The organism is Edaphobacter sp., from assembly GCF_035763405.1.
Classification (GTDB): Bacteria; Acidobacteriota; Terriglobia; order Terriglobales; family Acidobacteriaceae; genus Edaphobacter.
This window is the reverse complement of sequence record NZ_DASUBE010000111.1, coordinates 15,312-28,800: the sequence shown is the minus strand read 5'-3', so window position 1 is coordinate 28,800 and position 13,489 is coordinate 15,312. Positions and strand designations below refer to the sequence as shown.

Here is a 13,489-nt window from a genome sequence, read left to right as displayed (position 1 = left end):
GGGAGGGGGTACCCATCCACTAGAGCAGTTCAAGCAGCCTGAAATTCATCCTCCGGCTCCGTCAAAGACGCGGCCAAAGTTGATATTCTTACATCTGTCATGCCAACCAAAAAAGAACTCCTCACCCGCCCCATCCAGCACATCGACCTCGCCCAGCACAACGTCGTCCCCATCGTCGAAGCGATGCAGCAGATGGCTTACTCCGCGCGTGACACCGCCCGCGCCGCCACCATCTACGACATGATGCTCAAGGACACCGACTGCGGCGTCATCCTCTGCCTCGCCGGCTCGCTCATCTCCGCCGGCCTGCAGAAGGTCATCGTCGATCTCGTCCGCAACAACATGGTCGACGCCATCGTCTCCACCGGCGCCAACATCGTCGATCAGGACTTCTTCGAGGCCCTCGGCTTCAACCACTACATCGCCGGCGACGAGTACAAGTACGGCGCAGGCGACGCCGACCTCCGCGACCTGATGATCGACCGCATCTACGACACCTTCATCGACGAGGAAGAGCTGCGCATCTGCGACGAGACGATCCACCAGATCACCAACTCGCTCGACCCGCGCCCCTACAGCTCCCGCGAGTTCATCCGCGAAATGGGCGCCTGGCTCAGCAGGAATGGCAAGACCCCCAAAGCAGGAGGCCGCGACTCCATCGTCCTCGCCGCCTATGAGAAGAACGTCCCTATCTTCTGCCCAGCCTTCTCCGACTGCTCCGCCGGCTTCGGCCTGGTCGCCCATCAGCACGCGCGCCAGGGCAAAGCGATGGTCTCGATCGACTCCGCCAAGGACTTCTACGAGATCACCCAGCTCAAGATCGCCAACCCGACCACCGGCCTGCTGATGATCGGCGGCGGCGTCCCCAAGAACTTCGCCCAGGACATCGTCGTCGCCGCCGACGTTCTCGGCGTCGAAGCCTCGATGCACAAGTACGCCATCCAGATCACCGTGGCCGACGCCCGCGACGGCGCTCTCTCCGGCTCCACGCTCAAGGAGGCCAGTTCCTGGGGCAAGGTAGACCTGACCTACGAGCAGATGGTCTACTCCGAAGCGACCCTGGCCCTGCCGCTCATCGCCGGATACGCCTTCCACAAAAAGTCCGCCGCCGCCCGCAAAGGCAAGCAGTGGGCTCAGGTGCTCGACCGAGTCCAGGAGCCAGCCGCCGTTTAGCCGCACTTCAACGCAGTGCAGACGAGCCCCGGTCATCCGGGGCTCGTGCCGTTTCTGCACCATTCGTCACCAAAAATGTTTGCATTGCAGATAACCCACTGAGGTGTTATTGCCGCTTTTGCAAATTTTCTGTCATCCTTCAGCCTGAAATAGAATCTTCGCCGCACCTATGAAAGGCCGGTCTTCAAGATGCCCATCCTTAACCAGCACGTCCGGTTTTGCTCAGGCTCGCTCGACCAGCCCTTCATGGGTCTCCAGCCCAGCACCACGCTTAGCCCTTAGGGCACAGCATTTTACACAAAATTGCCCTGAAAATTGTCCCCTGCGAATCACATTGGGTTACTATTACACGGTACTAGAGTTACCGAATTAAGGTTACTACCGGCTCGATAATGCACATCTTTTCCGTTCTTGGATTTCTCTCTCTGCTCGCGGCGCTCGGCGTTCTTCTCTTCGCGTTTCTGCGTGCTCAGCGCACCATCCGCGATCTCGCCGACCAGCTCACACAGGCGCGCGAGCAGCAGCACCAGAACAGCATCCAGTTGAACGAGCGTTCGCAGCTCGATAATCTCAAGGACGAGTTCATCTCCACCGTCTCGCACGAGCTGCGCACCCCGCTCACCAGCATTCGCGGCGCGCTCGGCCTGCTCTCCTCCGGCATCATCGGCGACGTGGACGCCAAGGCCCAGAACCTGCTCCGCATCGCCGTCACCAACACTGACCGCCTCATCCGCCTCATCAACGACATCCTCGACCTCGAGCGCATGGAGTCCGGCCGCGCGCCGCTGCAAATCCGCCGCTGCTCACTCAGCGAACTCGCCCAGCAGGCCATCGAGACCATGACCGCCATGGCCGACGCCAACACGGTCCACCTGGAACTGGTTCCGTCACCCGCGCTCTGCCAACCCGAATCGCTCTTCTTCGACGGTGACTCGGACCGCATCCTTCAGGTCCTCACCAACCTGCTCTCGAACGCCATCAAGTTCTCGCCTCCGGCCTCCACCGTCCGCGTCCACACCGACGCCACCGCCGACTCCATCCTGCTCAAGGTGGTCGATGAAGGCCGCGGCATCCCAACCGAAAAGCTCGATAGCATCTTCGACCGCTTCCAGCAGGTCGAGCCCTCGGACGCTCGCCAGAAGGGCGGCACCGGACTCGGCCTCGCCATCTGCCGCAGCATCGTGCAGCAGCACTCCGGATCCATCTGGGCGCAGCGCAACCTCAGCATCGGCACCACGCTCTACGTCATGCTGCCGCGCACCACCCGCTCCACCGACCTGGCGGTCCAGGCTCCCCTGCCCCAGGGCGAAGGCGCCATCCTCGTCTGCGACGACGACCCCGGCATCCGCACCGTCGTCGGCGAACATCTCCACCGCCAGGGCTACACCGTCATCGAAGCTAATTCCGGTGAACAGGCGCTCGTCCTCGCCGCAGAAAATAAGATCGAGGCCATCCTGCTCGATCTCTACATGCCCGGCCTCAGCGGCTGGGAGACGCTCCAGCGGCTGCGCAACAATCCGGTCACGGCCAACATTCCCGTCGTCGTTCTCAGCGTTCTGTCCTCCACTCTGCGTCCTCAGCTTACCGGCGACGCGCAGGGCTGGGTGCAGAAGCCCTTCAACGAAAACATGCTCTTTGCCGAACTGGGTCGCGTGCTCCACCACGGCGAAGGCCCGGCCTATGTGCTGCTCGTCGAGGACGATGAAGACCTGGCCAGCGTCGTTGCCGCCAGTTTCGAGAACGCAGCCGTCCACATTGACCGCGTAGCAACGCGCCAGCAGGCCATCCGCCAGTGCATCACGCGCCGTCCTGACCTGCTCATCCTTGACCTCACCCTGCCCGACGGCGATGGCTTCTCGCTGGTTGAGTGGCTCAGGCAGCAACCGCCACTCGCTACCCTGCCCATGGTCGTCTACTCTGGCCGCGAGATCTCGGACATCGAGATGGACAAGCTGCGCCTGGGTCCGACTGAGTTCCTGACCAAGGCCAAGGTGCAGCCCAAGGAAGTCGAGGAACTGGTCCTTTCGATGGTCCATCACATCCGCAGCAAATTCTCGGATCTGACGACCGCCGGACAGGTAGCCTAGAGCCAGGCTGTAGGAAATTTTCCCGCTGTACTCCCATCTAAGTGCCGTCCCATGAGAGAATAGGCACGCTCATGCGACGCATTCTAATCATCGACGACGAAGACGACATCCGCGAAGTCGCGGCACTTTCTCTGGAGGCCACCGTCGGGTGGCAGATTCTGACCGCCAGCTCCGGCGCGGCAGGCATCGAGATTGCCACCGCCGAACAACCCGACGCCATCCTGATGGACGTGATGATGCCTGAGGTGGACGGCCCGACTACCTTCCGCATCATGCAGGAGAACCCCACCATTGCACATATCCCCGTGCTGCTGCTGACCGCGAAGGTGCAGGGGGTGGACCAGCGCCGCTTTGCCGGCCTCGGCGTGAACGGCATCCTCTTCAAGCCGTTTGACCCGCTCACGCTGGCGCAACAGATCTCCGATATTCTCGGATGGAAAGAGGGCTCGCCCGACTCTCTGCCCCCGTTGCCGTCAAGTTGAGCGCGCAAACGAAACATGGACAAGAAGACCGAAGCCAAAGTCGATGACCTGATCGCGGGTCTATGGAAGAAGGGCCTTCCAGGCCTGCGCGAGAGGCTCGACGTACTCGACCGCGCCGCAGTTGAAGCCTTGACTGGCGCGATTGCTGAAGCCACCCGAGCCGAGGCGCAGTCCATCGCCCACAAGCTCGCAGGCAACCTGGGCATGTTCGGCTACCCGCAAGGCTCGGAGGTCGCCAGCAAGATGGAGCACATCTACAAAGCCCCGACGCCAGAGGGCCTGGCGTCGCTCGCCGCACTCGCCAAACAGCTTCGCAAAAGCCTAGCCCCCGACATCTAACGGGCTTTCGCGTAAGAGCAGAGCGTTCCGTATGACGGAAAAGCTCAATCCGCATCCTTCCGCATAGCGGAGAAAACAAATTATTATCTTTCTTCTTCCCTCTTCGTTTGAACCTGCAACTAACACCCGTGTATAAGGGATACCGTGATTGCTCCGGGCAGACCCCGACGCACGCAAGGAGAACCAATGATCTCTCGCCGGACATTTCTCGATGGCCTCGCCGCCACCGCAGCCACAGCCGCAGTTGCCACCAGCGCAAAAAGCTACGCCCAAATCGTCGGCGCCAACGACCGGCTGAACTTCGCCGTCATCGGCCTGAACAGCCGCGCCTACGCGCACCTCGCCTCGCTCAAGGCCAACATTAAGAATGCGCGCATCTCGCACGTTTGCGATGTTGACAAAGTCATCCTCAACCGCTTCGCCGGGCGCGCAACGACCGCCATGGGCGAAGCCCCGAAGTCTGAACAGGACTTCCGCAACGCCCTGGCCTCGCGCGACGTGGACGCCATCACCATCGCCACTCCCGACCACTGGCACACGCCCATGGCGATCGACGGTCTGCGCGCAGGCAAGCACGTCTACGTCGAGAAGCCGTGCAGCCACAATCCCGCCGAAGGCGCGCTGCTCGTCGAAGCGCAGAAGAAGTACGGCAAGAAGGTCCAGATGGGCACGCAGCGCCGCTCCTCTCCTCACTACATCGACATGGTGAAGAAGATTCAGGACGGCTCGCTCATCGGCGAGGCCTACCACGGCAAGGCGTGGTACTCGAACAGCCGCAAGTCCATGGGCATCGGCAAGGTCATCCCCGTGCCCGCGACGCTCGACTGGGACCTGTGGCAGGGCCCTGTCCCGCGCAGCGAGTACAAGGACAACATCCATCCCTACAACTGGCACTGGCTGCGCCGCTACGGCACGGGCGAGGCGCTCAACAACGGCACTCATGAGGTCGATGTCTGCCGCTGGATCCTCGGCGTCGAGTATCCGAAGCGCATCACCGCCGCCGGCGGGCGCTATAACTACAAAGACGACTGGCAGTTCTACGACACCTTCAACACCAGCTTCGACTACGGCGACAAACTCATCTCGTGGGATTGCAATAGCTGTAGCGGCATCCGGCAGTATGGACGCGACCGCGGCGTCGTCATCGAAGGCACCAAGGGCAGCATCGTCGTCGATGAAGGCGGCTATGTCACGTTTGACCTGCACGGCAGGCAGACCGCCGATGTTCGCGGAGGCAAAGTCTCCGACTCCACTGACCTGACCGGCGCAGACAATATGACCGACCTGCACTTTGCCAACTTCATCGCCGGTGTGCAGCACGGCGAGAAGCTGAACCAGCCCATCGCCTCGGGCAATGTCAGCGTCACCATCCTGCAACTCTCGAACGTTGCGTGGTTCGTCGAGCGCGAACTCAAACTCGATACCGCCAACGGCCACATCCTCAACGACGCTGAAGCCATGAAGTACTGGGGCCGCACCTACGAAAAGGGCTGGGCACCGCACATCTAAACGCACCTCATCAACACCAACAGCCCTCCATCGCGGAGGGCTGTTGTGTTTTGCGTCGTAGTTTTCTTAAACCGCACAAATGCTCGGGTGCGCATCGTTCGCAGTTTCATTGCGAAGGGTAGAGTGAACCCCCTCAACCAGGCACGATCTCCGAGAAATCCGCAATCCCCGAAAAATCTCCAAGCACGCGCTCCAGCAACGCAAGCCGATTGGCACGCACCGCCGCATCGGGAGCCATCACCATCACGGCATCAAAAAATGCGTCGACCTGAGGCCGCAGCGTGGCAATCGCTTCCAGCGCAGCCTTGTAATTCTTCTCCACGCCCAGTGCTTTCACCTTTACCGCGAGTTCAGCAGACCGCTCCGCCAAAGCCTTTTCTGTAGGCTCAGTCAATAGCGCAGCATCCACGCCTGCGCCGGGAGCAATTCCCTTCTCCTTCGCCTGCGCCAGAATGTTCTTCATTCGCTTGAATGCAGCCGACACCGCCGCAAAATCGTCTGAGCCACGCACAGCGGTGACAGCTTCGGCACGAGCCACGGCATCGCGTACATCGTCGGAACCAGCCACCAGCACAGCCTTCACCACGTCGTAAGCCTGCCCACGCGCCTCGCGCAGATAAAACTCCAGCCGCTCCACCAGAAACTCACGCACCTTCTCCGCCAGCTTTGCGTCGCCATTGGTCGCGGTCACGGCAACCTCGCGCAGAGTCAACGGCAGCGCCACCGCGCTCTCGGCCATGATCTTCACAATCCCGTTCGCCGCCCGTCGCAGTGCAAACGGGTCCTTTGACCCCGTCGGCTCCAGCCCCAGCCCAAACATCCCTGCAATCGTGTCGGCCTTGTCCGCTGCCGAAAGTACCGCGCCCTCCACCGTCCAGGGCACTGAGTCCTCCATCGAAACCGGCTTGTACTGGTCATAGATCGCGTCCGCCACGAGTGCCGACTGTCCCTGCGCTCGCGCATACAGGCCGCCTACCACGCCCTGAAGCTCCGTGAACTCCTTCACCATCTCGGTGGTCAGGTCCGTCTTCGCCAGACTCGCCGCATCGCGCGCCGCATTGGCGTCAAATGTGCCGGGAGGCATCATTCCGCTCCAGCCATGAATCAGATGGCGGACCCGCTCCGTCTTCTTCGCGTAGCTACCGAGGTCTTTCTGAAACGTCACATGCTCCAACAACTTCACGCGCTCTTTCAGCGGCGTGCGCTGATCAAACTCCCAGAAGAACTGCGCATCGTTGAAACGCGCACGCAGCACACGCTCGTTGCCATGCCGAATCACGTCCTGACCCGCAGCATCGGCCTCCGTGTTCAGCACCGTAAGGAAATGCGGAGCGAGCTTTCCGCTCCCATCCTCCACAGCGAAATATTTCTGGTGGTCGCGCATCACCGTCACCAGCACTTCTTCCGGCAGTGCGAGATACTCTTTCTCAAACCCACCCAGCAGCACCGAAGGCCACTCGGTCAACTGCGTCACGGTCTCGACCAGTTCCTCATCCTCGCGCCACCGCGCACCCGGTACCGTGCGCGTGACTGCATCGAGCGCCTTGCGAATCTTCTGCCGCCGGACTTCGACATCAGCAACCACAAATCCCTTCAGGAGCGCGGCCTCATACTCTCCAGCAGCCTTCAGCGGAATCTCCTGCTCGCCGAACAGCACGCGGTGTCCATACGTGACCACGCCTGCTTCGTATCCGCCAAAGCTCACCGGCACCACCGCCGACCCTAACAGCGCGATCATCCATCGCACCGGCCTCACAAACTTGTCAGGCTTGCCCGGAATCCAGCGCATGTTCTTCGCCCAATAAATTCCAGCAAGTTCCTTCGGCAGTTCCGCAGCAATCACTTCAGCAGCCGCGCGCCCAGTCTTCACCGCAGTCGCGGCCAGATACTCACCCTTCGGCGTCGTCACGGTCTTCAGCGCGCCAACCTCGACACCGGCCTTCTTCGCAAACGCCATGGCCGCAGGTGTCGGAGTGCCGTCCTTATACGCCACCTTCACCGAAGGCCCCACCAACTCCTCGGCCACATCCTCTTGCCGTTCAGCGACACCCTCTACCCACACAGCCAGCCGTCGTGGCGTAGCAAAGCTCCTGCTCTTCACGCCATCCGACACCAACCGCTCGCGCCCGAGCATCTTCACAACGCGATCGCACAGTTCCGCCTCGGCTCCGACAATCATCCGCGCCGGAACCTCCTCCAACCCAATCTCAAATAAGAACTCAGCCATCGTCTCTAACTCGTCCCTCGTTCAACCAAACACAAACCCCGGGTGCTCCATCCTTCGCAGTTTCACCGCAAAGGGTGGGAGAGCAAACCCTTCACACTGCCACAGGCTCCGTCTTACCTGCCGCAAGCAACGCACCCTGCTCCGCATACATCTTCGCCACGCCTACCACCAGCGTGCGAATCCGCGCCATTACTCCCACGCGCTCCGTCACCGAGATCGCCCCGCGAGCATCCAGCAGATTGAACACGTGCGAGCACTTCAGCGCCAGCTCATACGCCCCCAGCACCGGAAACCGCTTCAGCGCAAGTGCGTCCATCTTCTCCAAACCGCCGGCCTTTTCAAGCAGTGCCTTGCACTCTGCCTCGTACAGCTTAAGGTGCTCCCACAGCTTCGGCACATCGGCGTAGTCGAAGCTGTATGCCGAAAACTGCTCCTCCTCAGCCAGCCGCATCTCACCGTACGTCACCTTGCGACCCGTGTCCGGTTCGACCGCCCACACAATGTCGTAGATCGAGTCCACATCCTGCAGGAACGCAGCAATGCGCTCCATGCCATATGTAATCTCGCCCGAGATCGGATCGAGATCCATGCCGCCGCACTGCTGAAAGTAGGTGAACTGCGTAATCTCCAGCCCGTCGAGCATCACCTGCCAGCCGACTCCCCACGCGCCGCCCACCGGCCACTCCCAGTTGTCTTCTTCAAACTTGATGTCGTGCTCGCGCAGATCAATCCCAATCGCCTTCAGAGACTCCAGATACATCTCCTGAATATTGATCGGCGGCGGCTTCAGAATGACCTGCAACTGCGTATGCCGGAAGAGCCGGTTCGGGTTCTCGCCATAGCGCCCGTCGGCTGGCCTGCGCGAGGGCTGCGCATAGGCAATGCGCACTGGCTTCGGCCCCAGCACGCGCAGAAACGTGTCGGGAGACATCGTGCCCGCGCCAACCTCCACGTCATAGGGCTGCTGTAGCACGCACCCACGGTCGGCCCAGAACCGCTGCAAGGTAAACAAAAGCTCCTGAAAGGTCAGCGCCTTCTTTCCAGCTATCTCAGTCATGCATCTCTCTTCAATGTCGCGGTGATGTCTCTGATTCTAATCTGTCTCAACCCGATCAGTGCGCTGGATTCACTTAATAGGAAGTCTGCACGCAGCCCACACTGCTAGTTTTTGGGGAGAATGCGCCGCTTTCCTTGCTGCGGCGTCAACGACGGGTCCGAAGGCACCGTCGTCGGATCAGTCATCAACGCAGGGTCCGGAATCGGAACCGAGATACCTGCCGAGCGAATGAAGTCATCGCTCTTCTCAATCGTCACGGCAAGATTGTGGCTCCCCGCCGTCGAGTTATATGGCCTTGGAAACTGCACAATGTAGCGTCCGCGGACCATCGTCACAAACCGCACCAACTTTTCTGCCAGGGTGTCTGTGGTCGCTCTCACCACCAGCCCGCCGCTCAACTGACACAGCGCATCAAGGGGGTCCTCATACTGGAAGCCACCTGCAAGGTGAAGGTACGTCTGGCTCTCAATGCCAAAGACAGCCACGCCTTTGCTCTGAGCAAATTGCGTGAGCAGCTTCGATTGCACATGGCTGCCTCGATCTTCTCCATTAGTCACGACAAGGATGACCCGCCGGCCCGGAACCTGCGACATCTCCTGCACGACGAACCCCAGCGTATCCCACAGATGCCATTCATCCTTGCACTCGATCTTCGGACGCTCCTGTTTCCACTGCATTCGCTTCTTCAGCAGCGCATCGACTCCACCTTGCAACGCTGCCTTTGTCACGGTGACATCGTCCGCGGAACGCTCCAGGTCGCAGCCTAGCCCATAGATCGAAACATGGTCCTTCGGATGCAGCGAAAGCGGGGCCAGTTCGGCCATCGCAAGGTCGATGTTCTGCATCAGGTCATCCACCGGCCCGCGCAGGTCTAGAAAGATGGCGAGCGAGATCGGATCATCACCCTCCAGGCGGACATGCCTCACTTTGTATCGCGGCCCTCCATCGATGCTCACCCGGAACCTGTCGGCAGCGATTGGCGCAACAGGCTCGAGCCGCGGCCCCAGCACCAGCACCGGAATCTGAATCAGGTTTGCATAGACATGCAAGGTGTGGCTATCCTCTCCCGGACTGATATTGACCGAAAGGCCCTGTGCAGGCTCGCCCGGCGCGGTCGCAGTCTGGGCACTCGCACTCCCAACTGCTCCGGCAAGGCCCAGAACGCAGACCCCGAGAACCGCCATCGTCGTAACACGCTTCACGCTTTGCCTCGCCCCTTCCGCATCGCCCTACCCTGCGATTCTCCCGCCCACCCGGCTTTGATTCAAGTATCATCATCGCGCAGTCAAATCTTCAAACAAGGTCGTGCCCCATGAAGAGGCTTCTCTATCTGTGCGCCGCTGTCCTGTTTACGCTCAGCGCCGTTCCTGCACTCGCCGCCAACGTCACCGGCACCTGGTCGTCCGAGATGAAGACCCCCGACGGCAACAGCTTCACCCTTACCTTCACCTTCAAACAGGACGACGCCAAACTCAGCGGCACCGTCTCCGGTCCGCAAGGAGACCCCATTGCAATCTCCGACGGCACCATCAATGGAGACAAGCTCTCCTTCAAGGTCTCTGTCAACGGCACCACCATCACGCACGAAGGGACCGTCACCGGCGACGAGATCAAGCTGACCAGCAAGTCCGACAACCCCGACTTCCCCGCCCACGACCTTACGCTCAAACGCTCAAAATGACGCGGAGCCCGCGTGCTGACTGCCGCATCTTTCTCCGTTTGACCGGCATCACATCCACCATGAACACCACAGGCAACACCATCCTCATCACCGGTGGAGGCTCCGGCATCGGCCGTGCGCTCGCTGAAGCCTTCCACGCCCTCGGAAACAAAGTCATCATCGCCGGCCGCCGTCAGCAGGCGCTCGACGAGACCACTGTGGCCAATCCCGGCATGTCGTCTGTCCAACTCAATATTGAGGACCCCGCAGACATTCAGCGAGTCTCCCTGAAGCTTGCGTCTGACCACCCCGCGCTCAACACGGTCATCCACAATGCTGGCATTATGCGCCCGGAAAACCTCCTCGATCCGAAGCTCTCGGACGCCGAAGCCACCATCCTCACCAATCTGCTCGGCCCCATCCGTCTGACCGCCGCTCTGCTGCCGCAGCTTCAAAAGCAGCCGAACGCCACCATCCTCACCGTCAGCTCGGGCCTCGGCTTCATTCCGATGGCCGTTACACCGACCTACTCGGCCACCAAAGCCGCCATCCACTCCTGGAGCCAGTCACTCCGCTACCAGCTCCGCTCGACCAACATCGGTGTCATCGAGATCGCCCCACCCTACGTGCAGACCGAACTGATGGGCGCAGCTCAGGCGGTCGATCCCCGCGCCATGCCGCTCAAGGACTTCATCGCCGAAGTCATTCACATTCTTCAGGCCCAACCCAACGCCACCGAGGTCCTCGTCGAGCGCGTTAAACCTCTTCGCTTTGCCGAAGCTGCTGGGCCAGAAAAATACAGCGCCTTCTTCAACCAGTTCAACGATGCGATGAACCATCCCCACTGAGGCCTCTTATTCGCGGAGGAGCACAGCATGTTCAAGAAAATCCTTGTAGCTTACGACGAGTCTCCGGAGGCGGCCCGCGCCCTCACCTGCGCCATCGATCTTGCAGTCCAACTCAAGGCCCAGCTTCACCTTGTCACCGTCCGCGAGCCGCTGCCCGCTTATCTTGGCTACGCCGAGGCCGCCTTCCCCGGCTCCAAGCGCGCCCTCACCGACGAGCGCCAACTTTTCTATCGCAACCTGCACCACAAAGCCAAAACCCAGGCTGAAGCGCAGGGTCTCACCCTCGATGGCGACATCATCGAGGGCAACGAGGTCCAGTCCCTCACCGACTGCATCCAGAACTGGCAAGCCGACCTGCTCGTCATCGGACGCCGCCACCACCTGTCTACCTTCGCACGCTTCTCAACCAGCACCGTCTACGAGGTCGCCGAGCGCACTCGTTGCAGCATCCTGGGTGTCTTATAAAGAGAGGGGATCGGCCGCTAGTGGTGCCGCAACGCGAACACCAGCACAATCACCACAATCAACAGCAACACGCCGTTGACCACAAGAATCAGCGGCAGATACTTCTGCCACTTGCCCTGCGGAACAGTCGGAGCCGCCGGAGGCGCAGGCGGAGCGAACGGCTGCGGCATCCCGAAGCCCGCTGCTGCTGGCGGATGCGCAGCCGGAGCATGCATCGCCGGTGGAGCAAGATGCGGAGGCTTCATCGGCAGAGGCGGCATCGCAAATCCGCCCCCAGCCTGCTGTGGCGGCGCGGCGGCAGGAGCCATCGGCGGGAGCGGCGCTCCACCGCCAGCCTCGCGCATGGCTGAGCCCGAGATGATCCGCGTGTACTCTCCCGGCCCGGACTGCGGTATCGCTTGCGGCATGGGCTGAGGCATTGGCTGCGCAGTGGGAGGCGCCATTGGAGGCCCATTCACCGGAGCAGGCGGCGGATCGGAGAGCGAACGCATCAGCCGTGTAAACTCGCCTCCTCCCTGCATAGGCTGCGCAACAGGCGCGCCCGGCAACGGCGCAGGCGTGCCGAACGACGATGGTGCAGCAAGCGGCGGCGAAGACGCAATCGGCATCGGCTGCTGCGGTCCATCTCCTGAGAGTGAATTGAAGAGTTGCGTAAACCCGCCCTGATTCGAGGGTGGACTCGGCGGCTGGATCGAAGGCGCGACCGGTGGCGGCTTCAGCGGCTCGCTGAAAGACGGAAATGAAGGTGGGGCGGGAAACGGCGAAGCCTGCGGCGGCTCCGGCACTGAAGGAGCGTTCGGCGAAAGCGTCTGGAAGATCTGTGTAAAACTACCGGGTCCTGAAGACTGCCCGGAAGGTGGAGCAACCGGTGCAACAGGAACTGCCTGTGGCGCACCGCTCGGAGACAATGTCTGAAACATCTGCGTAAAGCTGCCCGGCGTGCCGGGTCCCGCAGCAGGTGCCGGCGAAGCAGCAACAGGGTTCGGGGGATTCACAGGACTGAAGACCGGTGGCGTAGCCTGTGCACGAGGTGGCTGCGCCATAGCCGGCTCTTGAGCACCTCCTGCGAGCGTTTGCATGAACTGCGTAAACTCGCCCGCCGAGCCAGCACTTGGCTTGGCCGGAGGCTGAACTGGAGACTGAGCAGCAGGCGGCTCCGGCACTGGAACCTGCGGCACAACCCGCTTCGGGGTGGGAATCTGCCTGAAGATCTGGGTAAACTCGCCGGGCTTCAACTCCGCAGCCACCGGCGGAGTCGTGGGCTTTGGCGCGGGAGACTGCGACGGCGCAGCCACCGCTCCGGTCAGCGCCTTCAACTCTTCAAGCATCCGGGTCACATCGCCCGGCTTCTGCGCGGCGTCTGCGGATAAGGGAGCCGCAGCTGGCGCAGCCGGAGCCACCGAGGGAGCCGCAGCCGTCTTCGGCTTCAGCAGCTCAGCCAACAGGTCATCGTCCGTAGCAGGGGGCCTCGATGGCGCAGCTGCAAACATGCCCGTCGCGCTACCGGCATCCGATGCCCCCTGACCGGCTCCGGCATCCGGGTTTTTCTCATCGAATGGAAATCTGGAGTCGTCCATCAGTCTCTAAAAATCTCGCCATCCAATTCTTCATCTTGAAACGCGCGGCTGCCCCGCCACCGCGT

General features: G+C 61.4%; 12 protein-coding genes. 8 read left to right on the top strand and 4 right to left on the bottom strand.

The features are described 5' to 3' along the window. The first annotated feature begins 99 nt into the window (after positions 1 to 99). From VFU66_RS11340 to VFU66_RS11320, 5 genes are all read left to right on the top strand, one after another. Positions 100 to 1,173: a 1,9-bis(guanidino)-5-aza-nonane synthase gene (locus VFU66_RS11340; protein WP_326446366.1), complete on the top strand. Its 1,074-nt coding sequence runs from the start codon at positions 100 to 102 to the stop codon at positions 1,171 to 1,173. Positions 1,174 to 1,565: 392 nt separating this feature from the next. Continuing rightward, positions 1,566 to 3,260: an ATP-binding response regulator gene (locus VFU66_RS11335; protein ID WP_326446365.1), complete on the top strand. Its 1,695-nt coding sequence runs from the start codon at positions 1,566 to 1,568 to the stop codon at positions 3,258 to 3,260. A gap of 71 nt (positions 3,261 to 3,331) precedes the next feature. Beyond that, entirely contained in the window at positions 3,332 to 3,742 is a 411-nt protein-coding gene (locus VFU66_RS11330; protein WP_326446364.1) for a response regulator, read from the top strand. A gap of 15 nt (positions 3,743 to 3,757) precedes the next feature. Next, positions 3,758 to 4,081, top strand: coding sequence for an Hpt domain-containing protein (locus VFU66_RS11325; protein ID WP_326446363.1), 324 nt, complete (start codon positions 3,758 to 3,760; stop codon positions 4,079 to 4,081). 186 nt (positions 4,082 to 4,267) lie between these two features. After that, positions 4,268 to 5,590, top strand: a complete 1,323-nt coding sequence (locus tag VFU66_RS11320) for a Gfo/Idh/MocA family protein (RefSeq protein WP_326446362.1) — start codon at positions 4,268 to 4,270, stop codon at positions 5,588 to 5,590. Positions 5,591 to 5,723: 133 nt separating this feature from the next. Here the strand turns inward: VFU66_RS11320 and glyS are convergent, their stop codons facing one another. From glyS to VFU66_RS11305, 3 genes are all read right to left on the bottom strand, one after another. After that, complete coding sequence (glyS, locus tag VFU66_RS11315) at positions 5,724 to 7,817, bottom strand: glycine--tRNA ligase subunit beta (protein WP_326446361.1); 2,094 nt, start codon at positions 7,815 to 7,817, stop codon at positions 5,724 to 5,726. Between the two features lie 91 nt (positions 7,818 to 7,908). Next, a complete protein-coding gene (locus tag VFU66_RS11310) occupies positions 7,909 to 8,874 on the bottom strand; it encodes a glycine--tRNA ligase subunit alpha (RefSeq protein ID WP_326446360.1) in 966 nt (321 codons plus the stop codon). Positions 8,875 to 8,978: 104 nt separating this feature from the next. Continuing rightward, entirely contained in the window at positions 8,979 to 10,058 is a 1,080-nt protein-coding gene (locus tag VFU66_RS11305) for a vWA domain-containing protein (RefSeq protein WP_326446359.1), read from the bottom strand. A gap of 128 nt (positions 10,059 to 10,186) precedes the next feature. Between VFU66_RS11305 and VFU66_RS11300 the strand changes: the two genes are divergently transcribed. Genes VFU66_RS11300 through VFU66_RS11290 form a run of 3 tightly spaced genes read left to right on the top strand, consistent with a single transcriptional unit; the run spans position 10,187 to position 11,847 of the window. Further along, entirely contained in the window at positions 10,187 to 10,555 is a 369-nt protein-coding gene (locus tag VFU66_RS11300; protein WP_326446358.1) for a hypothetical protein, read from the top strand. Between the two features lie 59 nt (positions 10,556 to 10,614). After that, positions 10,615 to 11,382, top strand: coding sequence for an SDR family oxidoreductase (locus VFU66_RS11295; protein WP_326446357.1), 768 nt, complete (start codon positions 10,615 to 10,617; stop codon positions 11,380 to 11,382). 27 nt (positions 11,383 to 11,409) lie between these two features. Continuing rightward, positions 11,410 to 11,847 carry a universal stress protein gene (locus tag VFU66_RS11290; RefSeq protein ID WP_326446356.1) on the top strand — a complete coding sequence of 146 codons (438 nt, stop codon included), beginning with the start codon at positions 11,410 to 11,412 and terminating at the stop codon, positions 11,845 to 11,847. A 17-nt stretch (positions 11,848 to 11,864) separates the two neighbouring features. On the opposite strand, the gene VFU66_RS11285 is transcribed toward VFU66_RS11290, so the two are convergent. Continuing rightward, positions 11,865 to 13,424, bottom strand: coding sequence for a hypothetical protein (locus VFU66_RS11285; RefSeq protein WP_326446355.1), 1,560 nt, complete (start codon positions 13,422 to 13,424; stop codon positions 11,865 to 11,867). Between the last annotated feature and the right edge of the window lie 65 nt (positions 13,425 to 13,489).

Bases quoted from the DNA above. Each gene is read 5' to 3' on its own strand.
- VFU66_RS11340 (WP_326446366.1), top strand. From the start codon at position 100: ATGCCAACCAAAAAAGAACTCCTCACCCGCCCCATCCAGCACATCGAC.
- VFU66_RS11335 (WP_326446365.1), top strand. From the start codon at position 1,566: ATGCACATCTTTTCCGTTCTTGGATTTCTCTCTCTGCTCGCGGCGCTC.
- VFU66_RS11330 (WP_326446364.1), top strand. From the start codon at position 3,332: ATGCGACGCATTCTAATCATCGACGACGAAGACGACATCCGCGAAGTC.
- VFU66_RS11325 (WP_326446363.1), top strand. From the start codon at position 3,758: ATGGACAAGAAGACCGAAGCCAAAGTCGATGACCTGATCGCGGGTCTA.
- VFU66_RS11320 (WP_326446362.1), top strand. From the start codon at position 4,268: ATGATCTCTCGCCGGACATTTCTCGATGGCCTCGCCGCCACCGCAGCC.
- glyS (WP_326446361.1), bottom strand. From the start codon at position 7,817: ATGGCTGAGTTCTTATTTGAGATTGGGTTGGAGGAGGTTCCGGCGCGG.
- VFU66_RS11310 (WP_326446360.1), bottom strand. From the start codon at position 8,874: ATGACTGAGATAGCTGGAAAGAAGGCGCTGACCTTTCAGGAGCTTTTG.
- VFU66_RS11305 (WP_326446359.1), bottom strand. From the start codon at position 10,058: ATGGCGGTTCTCGGGGTCTGCGTTCTGGGCCTTGCCGGAGCAGTTGGG.
- VFU66_RS11300 (WP_326446358.1), top strand. From the start codon at position 10,187: ATGAAGAGGCTTCTCTATCTGTGCGCCGCTGTCCTGTTTACGCTCAGC.
- VFU66_RS11295 (WP_326446357.1), top strand. From the start codon at position 10,615: ATGAACACCACAGGCAACACCATCCTCATCACCGGTGGAGGCTCCGGC.
- VFU66_RS11290 (WP_326446356.1), top strand. From the start codon at position 11,410: ATGTTCAAGAAAATCCTTGTAGCTTACGACGAGTCTCCGGAGGCGGCC.
- VFU66_RS11285 (WP_326446355.1), bottom strand. From the start codon at position 13,424: ATGGACGACTCCAGATTTCCATTCGATGAGAAAAACCCGGATGCCGGA.